This is a genomic window from Pseudoalteromonas translucida KMM 520 (genome assembly GCF_001465295.1).
Taxonomy (GTDB): Bacteria; Pseudomonadota; Gammaproteobacteria; order Enterobacterales; family Alteromonadaceae; genus Pseudoalteromonas; species Pseudoalteromonas translucida.
Window position 1 is genome coordinate 703420 of record NZ_CP011034.1, and the last position, 15677, is coordinate 719096.

General features: G+C 40.0%; 12 protein-coding genes and 1 tRNA gene. 10 read left to right on the forward strand and 3 right to left on the reverse strand.

From position 1 onward, the window contains the following. Positions 1-32 precede the first annotated feature (32 nt). On the forward strand, positions 33-359 hold the full coding sequence (locus tag PTRA_RS03280; RefSeq protein WP_058372671.1) for a hypothetical protein: 327 nt from the start codon (positions 33-35) through the stop codon (positions 357-359). Positions 360-517: 158 nt separating this feature from the next. Here PTRA_RS03280 and PTRA_RS03285 read toward each other — a convergent pair whose 3' ends face one another. Further along, entirely contained in the window at positions 518-1474 is a 957-nt protein-coding gene (locus PTRA_RS03285; protein WP_058372672.1) for a methylenetetrahydrofolate reductase, read from the reverse strand. Between the two features lie 270 nt (positions 1475-1744). Here PTRA_RS03285 and PTRA_RS03290 point away from each other — a divergent pair, with 270 nt between their 5' ends. The 4 genes from PTRA_RS03290 (at position 1745) to PTRA_RS03305 (ending at position 7090) form a co-directional block, all read left to right on the forward strand. Continuing rightward, positions 1745-4624, forward strand: coding sequence for a M16 family metallopeptidase (locus PTRA_RS03290; protein WP_058372673.1), 2880 nt, complete (start codon positions 1745-1747; stop codon positions 4622-4624). A 116-nt stretch (positions 4625-4740) separates the two neighbouring features. Further along, positions 4741-5520, forward strand: a complete 780-nt coding sequence (locus tag PTRA_RS03295; RefSeq protein WP_058372674.1) for a hypothetical protein — start codon at positions 4741-4743, stop codon at positions 5518-5520. Positions 5521-5605: 85 nt separating this feature from the next. Further along, positions 5606-6424 carry a serine O-acetyltransferase gene (gene cysE / locus PTRA_RS03300; RefSeq protein ID WP_011327343.1) on the forward strand — a complete coding sequence of 273 codons (819 nt, stop codon included), beginning with the start codon at positions 5606-5608 and terminating at the stop codon, positions 6422-6424. 18 nt (positions 6425-6442) lie between these two features. Continuing rightward, entirely contained in the window at positions 6443-7090 is a 648-nt protein-coding gene (locus PTRA_RS03305) for a hypothetical protein (protein ID WP_058372675.1), read from the forward strand. Between the two features lie 7 nt (positions 7091-7097). Here PTRA_RS03305 and xseA read toward each other — a convergent pair whose 3' ends face one another. Further along, the gene (gene xseA, locus PTRA_RS03310; protein WP_058372676.1) at positions 7098-8432 is read right to left on the reverse strand and encodes an exodeoxyribonuclease VII large subunit; all 1335 of its coding nucleotides are present in this window, start codon (positions 8430-8432) and stop codon (positions 7098-7100) included. 136 nt (positions 8433-8568) lie between these two features. On the opposite strand from xseA, the gene guaB reads away from it, so the two are divergent. From guaB to rimI, 5 genes are all read left to right on the forward strand, one after another. After that, complete coding sequence (gene guaB / locus PTRA_RS03315; protein WP_011327346.1) at positions 8569-10038, forward strand: IMP dehydrogenase; 1470 nt, start codon at positions 8569-8571, stop codon at positions 10036-10038. Positions 10039-10144: 106 nt separating this feature from the next. After that, a complete protein-coding gene (gene guaA, locus PTRA_RS03320; protein WP_058372677.1) occupies positions 10145-11722 on the forward strand; it encodes a glutamine-hydrolyzing GMP synthase in 1578 nt (525 codons plus the stop codon). A 161-nt stretch (positions 11723-11883) separates the two neighbouring features. After that, a tRNA-Trp gene (locus PTRA_RS03325) sits at positions 11884-11960 on the forward strand. A 65-nt stretch (positions 11961-12025) separates the two neighbouring features. Then, positions 12026-12406, forward strand: a complete 381-nt coding sequence (locus PTRA_RS03330) for a hypothetical protein (RefSeq protein ID WP_058372678.1) — start codon at positions 12026-12028, stop codon at positions 12404-12406. Further along, entirely contained in the window at positions 12393-12857 is a 465-nt protein-coding gene (gene rimI, locus PTRA_RS03335) for a ribosomal protein S18-alanine N-acetyltransferase (protein ID WP_058372679.1), read from the forward strand. Before PTRA_RS03330 ends, rimI begins: the two co-directional genes overlap by 14 nt. 38 nt (positions 12858-12895) lie before the next feature. Here the strand turns inward: rimI and PTRA_RS03340 are convergent, their stop codons facing one another. Further along, positions 12896-15562 (reverse strand): ATP-binding protein, encoded by a 2667-nt coding sequence (locus PTRA_RS03340; protein ID WP_058372680.1) that lies wholly within the window; start codon positions 15560-15562, stop codon positions 12896-12898. Between the last annotated feature and the right edge of the window lie 115 nt (positions 15563-15677).

The following is a 15677-nucleotide window of genomic DNA, read 5'->3' on the forward strand; positions in this document are numbered from 1 at the left end:
ATTAAAACGTAAAATATAAAAAGGAAGTAAATATGGATTATCTTAATTGGTTGAAAAAGGAATATTCTGGGTCAGTTAATGTATCAGACGAAACTATTAATGACTATATAAACTCAGCAAAAATGGACTCTCAGCTATTTAGAGAGTTTATCAAAGTCTTAGGATTTTTAATTTTTGTGGTTCCATTCAATTTGTATCTATCTATTTCAGAGGTGGTCACTTTTAATAGTATTTACTATTGGCTTATTGTGATCTTTTCGAGTTTTATTGGAGTTCTTGTTGCATTATATTGCGAGCAAACCTTAATTAAAAAACAGCTGAAAAAAACAATCAATGCTAAACATTTAAATAAAATATAATTAAAAAATTTACTGAGTAACTACGTTACAAAAATAAAAAGGCAAGCCATAGGGCTTGCCAAAGAGTGTAAATACTAACTTGCTTATTCTGTGTAATTTATCATGATTGCTCGAACCTCGAACCTCGAACCTCGAACCTCGAACCTCGAACCCCGCAATTAAGCTATCAGTTTCTCCGCAAGGTTCAATTCCATGATAGCTTTTAATAAGCGGTATAAGTTAATTGATGCGTCAATTTCTTCTTTACGGTTAGTTAAGCTTTCTATATTTAAGCCCAGCGGCACATTTAGGTGCGCACAGCTTTTAAGTATTAAGTCGAGATTTTCGCGACAAATGCGTACCGATTCGCTTAAGGTATTCTCTGCATCAAGCATGCGCCATTTTGTAGCTTCTGGCACTGAGATACCCAACCATTGCATAAACTCTAAGGTTTTTTCGCCGCCGCACGGAGTAAAAGTTAAAATAAGGCGCTTAGGCTCAAGCCCTTGTGCTTTACAACTACGTGCATAGCTAGTAATTAACTCGATTGTTGCTTGTGCGTCGTAAACCGCTTGCGAAATAAAGAACTTACAGCCTTGGGCGGTTTTTTCTATTAGGCGTTCGTGTTCATTACGTTTATTAGAATGGCGCTCGGCAATAGTAACGCCGCCTAAAAAGAAGTCATCAGATTGCTCTGCCAGCGTTTTATACGCATCGGGTAAGCTTAGCTTTATATCGCCTATCGATGATGGGCTACCTACTAAAACAATATTTTTTAAATCGTAGTCGTTTTTAGTTTCACTTAGCCAATCTTTAAACTCGCTCGCACTGCGTTGCGCCACACTTTTATAGGTAATTACATCAAGGTGCGATAAGCCACGTAATAGGTTGCTATATTCACGTGGATCGACAGTTTGTCTAAATGGAAACGGACGCGCTTGATTAGTGCGGCTGCTTTCGTCTTGAATGTCGTAAATTATTACGCCGTCGTATTCAATTTCGTGTAGGCGACCTAATAGCTTTTCTGCAATGGTTTTTAATTGCGCTTTATCGGTACCAATTTTTGGCGGCGTTGTACCAATAAGGTATACGCCTTGATTGCTATCTTCTATTTTCTCTTGAAGTGATAAAGCCATAATCCTCATTCCAGCTTAGTTTGTTACGATGGAATCAATATAGCAGCCATTTAGACGGCTAGATAGCTTTATTTAATGAAAGTTTTTCAATCATAGTGAGGTTTATTCATACAAGGTCCTTACAAATTAGTAAATTTGATACAGTTGTTTACATAATAACAACGCTTTAGGCTCTTATTATTGGCGGCTTTGCGGCATAATCAGATGGTAATTTTATTAAACTAGCTCAACGTTTAGCGATTAAAATTGATTGCTATAAAAGGAAAAACAATGAAATTTAAATTTTTAGCAACCAGTTTAGCGGTATCGCTGGCACTGTCGGGTTGCGCTATTGAACAAAATCAAACGAGCCAAGCAGTAACACAACAACAAACAAGCACTGCGGGCGAGGGCGTTTTTTCACAAGACTACCTACTAGAAGAGCTTGAAAATGGCTTGCGCGTTATGGTGGTTAAAACCGATTACCCAGATGTAGTCTCGTTGCAAATTCCTGTATCGGTAGGATCACGTAATGAAACGCAAGCAGGTAAAACGGGCTTTGCGCATTTTTTTGAGCACATGATGTTTAAAGGCTCTGAAAAATTTCCTGAGGCTGTGTATTCAAGTATTTTAAAAAACTCTGGTGTTGATAACCGCGCGTACACCACCAACGATTACACTAACTATCATTTAAACTTTTCAAAGCAGCATCTTGATAAAGTACTTGAGCTTGAAGCTGATATTTTTCAAAATTTAACCTACACCGAAGAGCAATTTAGAACCGAAGCGCAAACGGTAAAAGGCGAGTACTTAAAAAATAATGCCAGCCCAGTGCGTAAGTTACTTAGCGCAGTGCGCGAAGAGGCCTTTGAGCAACACACTTATAAACACACCACTATGGGCTTTTTTAAAGACATAGAAGCCATGCCTGATCAAATGGCTTATGGTAAAGAATTTTTTGCCAAATTTTATAAGCCCGAATATGTATCGCTTGTAATTGTGGGTGATGTAGACCCAAAAGCCACTATGGCTATGGTTAAAAAGCACTGGGGTGCGTGGAAAAAGGGTGACTATGTTGCCGACATTAAAGCAGAGCCAACACAGCAAGCGCCAAAATATAGTCATCAACAAAACCCAGGTTTACCAGGGCATTGGTTATTAGTGTCGTATAAAGGTACTGCGTGGGAGCCGGCTAAAAAAGACAGAGCTGCGCTTGATTTACTCTCGCAGCTTTATTTTTCAAACAACTCAGATTTATACCAAGAGCTAGTGGTAGATAAACAAATTGCCAGCCAAATGTTTAGCTATAACCCAGAAACCAAAGATCCGGGTTTACTGCATGTATTTGTAAAAGTAGAAAAAGCAGACGATTTAGCCAAAGTACGCGATGCAATCAATCGTACCTACGCTCAAGCGCGTACTGAGTTAGTAGATAGCCAAAAACTCAGTGACTTAAAATCTAACCTTAAATACAGCTTTATAAATGGTTTAGATTCGTCGCAAGCAATTGCTGCAACCCTTGCAAGCTACATGCATTTTGAGCGTGACCCTAGGGTAATAAACCAACTATATAAAACCTCAGATGAAATAACAGCTGAAGATATTAAAGCAATTGCCAACAAGTATTTTGTTGATAGTGCACGCACTACCGTGACTATGTCGGCACTTGATAAAGCGCCAAACTTTGAGCAAGAGGTTGATTTAAACGCACTGGTTGCAAAACTGGAGCAAGCACCTCAGGCTGCTGCATTTAAAGTGCTAGATAAAACTAACAGCTCGCCATTAATTGACGTTAACTTTTTATTCAATACCGGGGCTGCTGCCGATCCGCAAGGTAAAAAAGGCCTTGGCGCATTAACTGCGGCTATGCTGGCGCAAGGTGGCTCACAATCAACAAGCTATAAAGATATTAAACAAGCACTTTATCCGTTGGCAGGTAGCTTTGGTTATCAAATAGATAAAGAGATGCTGTCGTTTCAAGGGCGTATTCATAAAGATAACGCCGCTAAGTGGTATGCATTAGTGAGCGATCAGTTACTCAACCCTGGTTTTAGGGACGATGACTTTAAACGCCTTAAAAAAGAAATGATCGACGGCATTAAGTCAGGCTTAAAAGCATCTAACGATGAAGAACTAGGTAAAGAAGTGCTATACAGCGCGCTTTATAAAGGCCACCCTTATGAAAGCTACAACTATGGTGATATTTCAGATTTAGAAGCGCTTACGCTTGATGATGTTAAAACGTTTTATAACACTGAACTTACGCAATCTAAGCTAACGCTTGGCTTAATTGGTGCAGTACCAGAAAAACTAAAAGCCACTATGCTAGCTGATTTAGCAGGCCTGCCTAAAGGCGAGCAAAGCCGCTTAAGTATTCCAGATGCGCCTGAGCTTAAAGGTCATCATGCTACTATTGTTGAAAAGAGTGCGCAGTCGACAGCGGTATCGTTTGGTTTTCCAATTGATACAATAAGAAGTAGTGAGGATTGGACTGCACTGTGGTTAGTACGTTCTTACTTTGGTGAGCATCGTAGTTCTAACAGCTTTTTATATGAACGCATTCGTGAAACCCGTGGCATGAACTACGGCGATTACGCGTACATAGAGTACTTTCCGCGCGGTATGTTTCAAACCAAGCCTGATGCAAACCTAGGGCGCTCTGAGCAAATTTTTCAAGTGTGGTTACGTCCGCTTCGCTCTAATAACGATGCGCATTTTGCCACTCGTACCGCCTTGTTTGAGCTTGATAAGCTAATTAAAAATGGCATGAGTGAAGATGACTTTGAAGCCACACGTAACTTTTTAATTAACTTTGTGCCGCAAATGGTGGCAAGTCAAAACCGCCAACTAGGTTATGCGCTTGATAGCGAGTTTTACAATACCGACAGCTTTGTAAGTTACGTTACTAACAAACTTAAAACGCTAACAGTAGAGGATGTAAATCGCGTTATTAAAGATAATCTGCAAACCGATAATATCCATTATGTGTTTATTACCGGTGACGGCGCTGATATGCAAAAGCGTTTAGCGCCTGAGCAAACATCGCCAATGGTTTATAATACCGATAAACCAGCCGAGCTTGTTGCAGAAGATAAAGTGATTGCCGATTACAAGTTAGCTATTCCGGCAAAAAATATTGCAGTGATGAAAGTCGATAAAGTATTTCAATGAAGGTTTAAATAGTTATAAATTAAGATAATTTAAATGCCCCATACATTGGGGCATTTTTATATTTTGAATAATTTTTTAGTAATATGTATTTTTTGATAAGGTTAAAAGGAATTAGTATGTGTAAATTTTTAAATAAACCTCTTAATGTCTATCTTTTTATAGTAACTTTTTTTCTAATAATTGGTTTGCCATATATTATTAAATTTGGTTTTGGTTTTTGGGATACACAATCCGAATGGGGGGTAATGGCGACATACTTCGGTGGAATGTTAAGCCCTGTTCTCGCGTTTTTTACAGTTATAATTTTGATTCAAACAAATGGAAAAAACCAAAGAGCACATAGGAGTGTTCTTCGTCAAAATGCAAGGCATCATCAACAGGTTGTTTCACAAGTAGAGCAGCAATTATTTAATAGCCTTTTTGCTCAATTAGCTAGCGATCTAGAGAAAAGTGTAGAGAAAAAACTAGAAAGTGATTCAAGTTACTTTACTAAGATTACAGATGAATTATGTGACATAGAACCTAGTGAAATAGAATTTAATATTGATGAGTTCTATTCGGAGCAAGCAAGTAAAATAATTAAGAGCGAGAAGTATCAAGGTGTATTTGAAAAAGAGAGTGAATTATTTGCCCTTTTATTTGAGGAAGTGATAGAGCTTGCAAAAAAAAGCAGGCACTCTCAAGAAATTACAGAAAAGTATTTTTATCGCTTACGAGGATATCTAACTAAAGAGCAATCTTTTTGGATAAATGTTTATGCTGAACAATGTTGTGAAAATTATAAAAGCCTTAAAAAGTATCAATGGGAGGATATGAGATATTTCCCTTCATTTGAAGAACCAGAAAAGTTAAAAGATAAAATAAATTCCATTAGAGATGGAATATCTAATAACTAGATAAAATAACTAAGGGATTAACACCTTAGTGACTAAATCCGTTAAACTTATCAAAAGGCTCTTTTTGATCAACAAAGGCAGTAATATGCGACATGAAATTTGGCAACAGCTTCGCAGCGAAGCAAATGAAGTAGTAAAACGCGAACCTCTTTTAGCGAGCCATGTTTATTCGTGTATTTTGAACCATGAATGTTTAGGGGCGGCGCTGAGTTTTATTGTTGCTAATAAATTGGCAGATGCGGTGGTGTCGGCATTTACTATTCGTGAGCTATTTGATCAGTCGTTTGTAAGGTGTGAGCGTATGCTAACGCACGTTGCTCACGATATTAAAGCGGTAAAAGATCGTGACCCTGCAGCCGAAACTTACCTTACGGTAATATTAAATTTAAAAGGTTTTCATGCTATTCAGGCGCATCGTTTAGCTAATTGTTTATGGACGCAAAACCGTAAAGAGTTGGCGCGCTTTATTCAAAGCCGTAGCTCAGAGGTGTTTGGCGTTGATATTCATCCTGCTTGTAAAGTGGGTAAAGGAATAATGTTTGACCATGCAACCGGTATTGTTATTGGTGAAACGGCGGTAATTGAAGATAACGTATCAATATTGCAGTCGGTTACTTTAGGTGGCACGGGCAATGAACAAGGTGATCGTCATCCTAAAATCAGAGCCGGGGTACTTATTGGTGCTGGCGCTAAAATATTGGGCAATATTGAAGTGGGTGCGGGCGCACGTATTGGCGCAGGCTCTGTTGTGCTAAGTAATGTACCGCCACACACGACAGCGGTAGGTGTACCGGCAAAAATTATTGGTCGCCCAGATTGCGAATGCCCTGCAAAAAGTATGAACCAAAACTTTTTAGCTAAACCTGAGCCTGAAAATGAATCGCATACTAGCTCTATGCTATAAAGTAATGGGCAATTTAAAATGCTAAACAAAAGTAACTTATTTGGCCTGTGCTGTTTTATTTTAGGCGTAGGATTAACCAGTGGTTACTTTTTGTTTTTACATTCTATGCCTATTCAAGCGCAACAAAGCCAGCCGTTCTCTTATAAAAGCATTGTTATAAAACACGCTAGCAACGAGTCACTCAATAGTACTGACGAGCATGTTAACTCTGCCGATGGTAACTTACAGGCTGAGAGTATTGCGCCATATACGCATAAAATTGCTACACTTACCAGTGAGCTTGAACTTAAAACCAAACAACTTAAGCGTGTTGAACAAGCGTTAAAATTAGCACAATTAGATCAGCTTGATTTTGCTAAGCAGTTAGAAGAGAAGTTTATAGCTGAGGATGAAAATAGCCAGTGGAGCTACGAAGTAGAAACCGCGCTAACCGATTTTTTAATTACCAGCGATTTAAGTAATACCGCGCAACTAACTAGTTTAGAGTGCAAACAAACACTATGTAAATTTAGCCTAATTGCCGACAAAAATAATCAGCAAGGGCATGTGCAGTGGCGCGAGCTTAACGATAAGTTAGCGTTAATGCCATGGTGGCAGCAATTTAAGCTCACTGCGTCAAATTCAACCGATGAACGGATAGATTTTATAGTGAGCACTAAAGAGTAAAACGCTGCTAGCTAAGCACTTGCGAGTGTAGCGTGCCGTCAACCAGTTCAGTAATTAAAGTATCTCCGACTTTTACATCCGCTACCGATTTAACCACCTTTTGCTTCTCTGTTTTTGTAATACTATAGCCTCGCGCTAATACATTAAGTGGGCTTACTGAATCTAAGCGACTTGCCTGCAGTGCTAAGCTGTTGTTAGCTTGCTGTAATTGCTGCTGTATTGCTTGGTTAAGCCGAGCTTGTAATTGCGCTAGTTGGTGACTTGCTTGAGTGAGCTTTTTGTCGGGTGATTGGCGCATTAATCTAGGCGTTAAATTATTAAGGGTACGCTCTTGTTGATATAAACGATTACGCATAGCTTGTTGTAGCGCAATGCTTAGCTCGTCCAAACGCTGCGCTTTTTGATTTAACTGATTACGCGGATGGCATAAATTTAACCTGTGCTGTAGTTGTAATGCTTGAGCGCGTTTTTCGCTCATATCGTGTTTAAACGCATTAGCAAGACGATTAACTAGCTGAGTTACTTTATTATGTAGCTCTTGCGTATTAGGACTTACCAGCTCTGCCGCCGCAGAAGGCGTAGCTGCACGTACGTCGGCTACATAGTCGCTAATAGTAGTGTCGATTTCGTGGCCAACCGCGCTCACAATAGGCAGTTGGCTATTAAATATAGCGCGCGCCAGTTGCTCATGGTTAAAACACCATAAATCTTCTAAAGAGCCGCCACCACGTCCTAAAATAAGCACGTCTACTTCACTGCGAATATTAGCCAGCTCTATTTGTTTAATTAACTGCAGGTGCGCGTCTTTACCTTGCACCATAGCAGGGTAAATAATAACTTCTAGCTGCGGTGCGCGGCGTTTTAGTACGGTTAAAATATCTTTTATGGCCGCGCCAGTCGCAGAGGTTATTACCCCTATACGGTTAATATTTTGTGGTAGAGGTTTTTTATAAACCGAGCTAAATAGTCCCTCAGCGGCTAAGCGCATTTTTAGGGCGTCAAATTCTTGCTTAAGTTGCCCTTCGCCAGCAGGTTCCATATGCTCAACAATAAGTTGATAGTCGCCACGTGGTTCATAAAGTGAAACGCGCGCTTTTACCGTTACCTGTGCACCGTTAATGGGTCGGTAGCTTTGGTTACGATTATTGCCGCGCCACATGGCTGCTTTTATTTGTGCTTTATCGTCTTTTAACGAAAAATACCAATGCCCAGATGCCGGAGTAATAAAGTTCGAAATTTCGCCAGTTAATACCAGCGAGGCAAAGCCTTGCTCGAGTAGGGCGCGTATTTCTCTATTAAGGCGTGACACGGTGTATACCGTTTGCAAAGGCTTCGAAAACATAAAAAACTACCAAAAACTATTTATAGTGCAAGTTTATCATAAATATTTATAAAATATGATTTACTAGTGCCTGCAACGCTGTTAAAATTTGGCCGCAATTCCTTATCTTAGATCCACCATGTGAGAAGTTGCCAAAATGCTTAGAATCGCTAAAGAAGCTCTTACCTTTGATGACGTACTTTTAGTACCTGGTCATTCTACTGTTTTGCCACATACGGCAAATATTTCAACTCGCTTAACGCGTGGAATCAAACTTAACTTGCCGCTTGTTTCAGCATCTATGGATACTGTTACCGAAGCTCGTTTAGCTATTGCCCTTGCGCAAGAAGGTGGTCTTGGTTTTATCCATAAAAACATGACTATTGCAGAACAAGCGAAAAACGTTCGTAAAGTTAAAACCTATGAAGCGGGTATTGTTACTTATCCTATTACAGTAACTGCCGATTTAACCATTGCAGATGCACTTGAACTGTCGCAAGAAAAAGGTTTTTCGGGCTTTCCGGTAACCGATAGCGATAATAACCTTGTTGGTATTGTAACAGGGCGTGATATGCGCTTTGAAACTAAGCTTGAACAGCCTGTTTCTACTGTTATGACTAAAAAAGACAAGCTAGTTACTGTGAACGAAGGTGCTGCGCGCGAAGAAATTTTAGGCTTAATGCACGAACACCGCATTGAAAAAATTCTTGTGGTTGATGATGCGTTTAAGCTAAAAGGCATGATCACCGTAAAAGATTACCAAAAAGCACAAGAAAAACCAGATGCCTGTAAAGACGATCAAGGTCGTTTACGTGTAGGTGCTGCTGTAAGTGTTGGCGCAGGTACTGATGAGCGTATTGCTGCATTAGTAGAAGCGGGTATTGACGTATTACTTATCGATACTTCGCACGGCCATTCTCAAGGTGTTATTGACCGCGTTGCAAAAACCCGCAAAGAATACCCAGATTTACAAATTATTGCTGGTAACGTAGCAACAGCAGAAGGCGCGGTTGCGCTTGCAGACGCTGGAGCCGATGCGGTTAAAGTAGGAATAGGCCCAGGTTCTATTTGTACTACGCGTATTGTTACAGGTTGTGGTGTGCCACAAATTACGGCTATTTCAGATGCTGTTGATGGCTTAAAAGGCCGCGACATTCCGGTAATTGCAGATGGCGGTATTCGCTTTTCTGGCGATATTGTAAAAGCACTTGTTGCTGGTGCATCGTGTGTAATGGTGGGTTCTTTACTTGCTGGTACTGAAGAAGCACCTGGCGAAGTAGAGCTTTACCAAGGCCGTTACTACAAATCATACCGTGGTATGGGCTCGTTAGGCGCGATGGATCAAAAAGAAGGTTCATCAGATCGTTACTTCCAAAAATCAAACGAAGCCGACAAGTTAGTACCAGAAGGTATTGAAGGTCGCGTAGCGTACAAAGGTCCTATTGCAACGATTATCCATCAGCAAGTGGGCGGCCTGCGCAGCGCAATGGGCTTAACCGGTTGTGCCACTATTGAAGAGCTAAACACCAAACCACAGTTTGTACGTGTTACTTCAGCAGGCATGGGTGAGTCGCATGTACATGACGTGCAAATCACTAAAGAAGCACCTAACTACCGTTTAGGCTAATCAGCCGTAATTACATCAATTTATGGGCTAGTTTTACTAGCCCTTTTTAAATAGCTACTCACTAGACTAGTAGCATTATTTAGCATCTGACTTTACGAGATACTCCATGAGCAAAGACATTCACGATTCACGAATTCTCATTTTAGACTTTGGTTCACAATACACTCAATTAATTGCCCGTCGTGTGCGCGAAATTGGTGTTTACTGTGAACTGTGGGCATGGGATGTGACCGAAGAGCAAATTCGCGAGTTCAACCCACAAGGTATTATTCTCTCTGGTGGCCCAGAGTCGACAACACTTGAAAACAGCCCACGCGCTCCTGAATATGTATTTAATGCTGGCGTACCAGTGCTTGGTATTTGCTACGGCATGCAAACTATGGCGGCTCAGCTTGGTGGCAGTGTACACAGCTCTGACAAAAAAGAGTTTGGTTACGCCCAAGTAGAAAAAGTGGGTAATTGTGCGTTGTTTGATGCGATAGAAGATCATATTACCGACGGCGGCAATGGCGTACTAGATGTATGGATGAGCCATGGCGATAAAGTAATGGATATTCCACAAAGCTTTAAAACCACAGCTAAAACATCTACGTGTCCGCATGCGGCAATGTCGAACGAAGAAAAGCGTTTTTACGGCGTACAGTTTCACCCAGAAGTAACTCACACACATCAAGGGCAGCGTTTATTAGAGCGTTTTGCTATTGATATTTGTGGTTGTGAAAAATTGTGGACTGCAGCAAAAATTATCGATAATGCCATTGAGCGCATTAAAGAAACAGTTGGCGATGACGAAGTTATTTTAGGCCTTTCGGGTGGTGTTGATTCATCGGTTGTGGCTATGCTTATTCACCGTGCAATTGGCGAAAGGCTAACTTGTGTATTTGTTGATAACGGCTTACTTCGTTTAAACGAAGGCCAGCAAGTTATGGACATGTTTGGCAATAAATTTGGCCTAAACATTGTTAAAGTTGAAGCCGAAGAGCAGTTTTTAAATGACCTTGCTGGTAAGTCAGACCCAGAAGATAAGCGTAAAGCCATTGGCCATACGTTTATTAATGTATTTGATGAGCAAGCTAAAAAGCTTAAAAATGCAAAATGGTTAGCGCAAGGTACAATTTACCCAGACGTGATTGAATCTGCGGCATCTGCCACCGGTAAAGCACACGTAATTAAATCGCACCACAATGTGGGCGGATTACCAGCTGACATGAAAATGGGCCTAGTTGAGCCGCTACGCGAGTTATTTAAAGATGAAGTACGTAAGATTGGTTTAGAGCTAGGTTTACCGTACGACATGCTTTACCGTCATCCTTTCCCTGGACCAGGTTTAGGTGTGCGTGTACTTGGCGAAATTAAAAAAGAATACTGTGATTTACTACGTCGTGCCGATGCTATTTTCATCGAAGAGCTTCACAAAGCAGAGCTTTATCATAAAGTAAGCCAAGCGTTTACTGTATTTTTACCGGTAAAATCGGTAGGGGTTATGGGCGATGCACGTAAATACGATTGGGTTGTATCACTGCGCTGCGTGGAAACAATCGACTTTATGACCGCGCGCTGGTCACATTTACCGTATGAATTTTTAGGTGTGGTTTCAAACCGTATCATTAATGAAATTGATGGTATTTCGCGTGTTGTTTATGATATTTCGGGCAAACCACCTGCAACTATCGAGTGGGAATAATTAATTTTAATTTTAGTTTTAATTAACTAACGTTAAGTGATTAAAAAACGGTGGATTAGCATGCTAATCCACCGTTTTGTTTATTTAAAAAGCAGTTAAACCAAAAGAGTGATTTTTCTCTTTACCTTTTGCGAAACTTCTCTATAATTCGTCGTCATTGCAGGGGCGTAGTTCCAATTGGTAGAACAGCGGTCTCCAAAACCGACGGTTGGGAGTTCGAATCTCTCCGCCCCTGCCATTTCTTCTTTACATCGAATTTATTACTTCTTATATTACCTTACTTACTAATTTCATCGAGTCGTTATGCATTCACGTTACGCAGCTGTTTTTGGTATAGAAAACCTCGAATTAAATCAGCACTACAGTCTATATAATCAAAGTGTAAAAAATAGCAGTTTAAGGTCGAGTGAGCCAACAGATAGTAGTTCATCTGATAATCAGTCATTAAATAATCAGCCAACTGATGTTGCAGTAATAAATAAAGAATTTGAGCCAATTACGCTCAGCAGTCAGTTACTTGCCGATATTAAACGTGCTGCAGTACCTATTGCTATTAATAGCGTGGTACAAAGCGCAGCACTGCAATTACACGACGATCAATTAGGCTTAACTACCCCCAAGCTCAAAACTGCCGATAAGCGCGCTTTGTGGGCCTTAATGAGTAACCATCTTGATAAACTTTAAATCAGTAGACGCAACCGCTATACCGCAATTAATGGCTATAGAAACCGCATGCCACAGTCATCCGTGGACGTTAAATACCATGAGTTCATGTATTGGTGGGCGCTATTTTAATTTAGCAGCGTTTAACGGCGATACCATGGTAGGTTTTTATATTGGCGAAAAGGCCGGGCCCGACTTTACCTTGATGGATATTTGCGTTGCACCCAGCGAGCAAGGAAAAGGCATTGCAAAACAGCTACTGAGCCAGTTTATTGATTATGGTGAGCAGCAAAATGCTGAAAATTTATTTTTAGAAGTACGCGAATCAAATACCCCCGCAATAAAACTGTACGAAAATGCAGGCTTTATAGAAATGTCAGTGCGTAAAAATTATTACCCAAGCGACAATCCTGCTAAAAACGGATTTGAAGACGCTATTTTAATGGGCATGGCACTGGGCTTAAACTTTTAATAATATTTTATAGTGAATACGTAGAGTGAGCCGATAATTTATACCGGCTTACTTTGCTCACTAATAGCCTGCTCAATAACGTTAATTAAGTTAGCTGTTAATTCGTTTAACGCGGCTTTGCTATCGGTTTTTAAATGCTCTTCTAAACGCGCCGCACAGTGATAAATATCATCAAAGTTAAAACACCCAGCACTGCCTTTTATATTATGTGCTAATGCGCGCAATGCGACTAAGTTACCCGAAAATTGTAAGCTTTTTATTTCAGCTAAATAAGTTGGCAGGTTAGCGACGTAATTTGCATTTATTTGTTGAAATTTTTCACTTTTGAGTATGTCGTCCCATTTATTTTGATTGTCTTTTTCAAGATGCAGGTAACTTACTAGTACGCTTTCTAGCGCATCTTTATCTATAGGTTTAGCCAGAGCCTTGTCGCATCCTGCGGCAATATATGTATCTACGTCATGGTTCATTACATTTGCAGTGAGTGCGATTATAGGGCCGTCGTATGCAGCATGGCGTAAAATTTTAGTCGCTTCTAGGCCACCCATTACCGGCATTTGCATATCCATAATAATTAACTGGTAGTCGTTTACTAGCGCCATTTCTACCGCTTCAGCGCCATTGTTTGCTATGTCGGGCTCTAACCCCCAAGTTTGCAACAGCAGCTTTATTAATAATTGATTATCAGGGTTATCTTCGGCTACTAAAATATGTGCATCAAAACTATTACTGGCGAAGGAGAGCTGTGGATCTTTTTCTGGAATGAGTTGATCGGGTTGCTCTAAAAACAGGTTATCGGCTAATGGCGTTTGTAAATTGCAGGCTATGGTTATAGTAAAGCAGCTACCTACATCTAATTCACTTTTAACGGTTATATCACCACCAAGACGTTGGGCTAAATTTTTTGAAATACATAGCCCAAGCCCGGTACCGCCAAAGCGACGGGTTGTGGTGGCGTCTGCTTGCTCAAAAGGAGTAAATAAGCGCTTAATTTGATTTTCTGCCATCCCAATTCCGCTATCTTGTATTACAAACATCAGCTCTTGGCTTGGTAGGTAATGAGCCGTTATAGACACATGGCCTTGCTCGGTAAACTTAACTGCATTGCTGGCAATGTTGATCAGTATTTGTTTTAAGCGGGTTTCGTCGCTGTTTATAGTGTGTGGTAACGGGAGTTGATAATTAATACTGAGCTTTAGCTTTTTTTGTTGTGCCAGCGGTTCAATAATTGACTCAATGTCGTGCATTAAGCGCACTACATTTAGTGGAGCTTGCTCTACACCAATTTTTTCGGCTTCAATTTTAGACAAGTCTAAAATGTTATTTATTAACTCTAATAAATGTTTTGAGTTGCGTAAAATGGTGCTTAAATGCTGTTTATTGTTGGTGATTTTATCGTTATGTAAAAGCTGTTCGGTAAAGCCCATTATTGCGGTGAGTGGGGTTCGAATTTCGTGGCTCATATTAGCCAAAAAGCGGCTTTTAAGTTGATTCGCTTGCTCTGCTTGGCCAATCGCAAGTTCTAACTGGCTGTTCATGGTTTCTAGCGCTTTGGTACGGCTTTCTACTTTGTCTTCGAGGTGATGTTTATATTCTTCTAACTGCTCTTGATAATGCCTAATTTGATTAATCATGTGATTAAAGTCGTTAAACAATATGCCTACTTCATCATCGGTGTGCGCGGGTAGTGAAACACCTAAATCGCCATCACCTACACGGTGGCTAGCTGCACCTAATAGCTCAATAGGGTTAAGTAATAAATTACGCACTACAATAAAAATAAGTATTGGTAGCGTAATAACCGAAATAATAACAATTAAACCGGTAATTAAGCTAATAGCCTTACCCGACTGATACAAAACGGCTTTAGGAATAGTCGATACATAATAACCACCGCTCATTTGTACCGCAAAAATCATCCGCTCTATTTTATCTATACTCGAAAGTTCTATGGTTGATAAAGAGCCAATGTCAGCTAAGTTATGTACTTGGCTGAGCTCAAATTCACTAATGTATTGGCCACGAATATTATAGTCGGAACTAAATAATATTTTACCCTCATTACTAACGAGTAAGTTGAGAGTGTTGTTGTAGGGGGCTTCTAAAATACTGGTATTAAGAATAGAGGGGTCAATATGCAGCACGATAAAACCAAGTTGTTGCGGGCGCTTAAGGTAGTAGTCAATGCTATAAATACGCTGAATAAAATACAAGCTGGTGGTGCCATCTGCTTTTTGCATCATAAACTGCTGTTGGCTTAAATTACTTTGCTGTATTTTTTCAAAAAAAGGATACGATTTTGGCGCTATGCTTAAATTACTTGAGTAGTAGGCATCGCTTTTGCCGTTTACCGACATTAAGTTAATGCTAATTATATCGGGATAGGCCTCGCTATAACTGGCAAACACATCCATTAACGCACCGAGGCGATAGGTGTAGCCACCATCGGCATGTAAATCGTTCGCTAAAAAATCGTTCAATACGGGTGAGGTAGATAGCAGCTTGGCCGTGGATTGAAATGAATCAATATAGTTAAATACTTTTTGTTGTTGTTGTTCAACAAACCGGCTCATAATTAAATCAGCTTGTTTTTGTGTTGAGTTGGTTACATTAGTTAGCGTAAAACCACCTAAAAATAACAGCGGAAGTATAACTAACGGCGTTATATACCATAATAACCTAATGCTTAACTTACTGGTTTTCATTACCAAACAACACATCCTCCATGTAATGTTAGTAATAATATGTTTTACAGCTATATTACTCAAGCTTAGCGTTTGTTTATTGTGCTGGTAATATTTATAACTAAGCACAATTTAG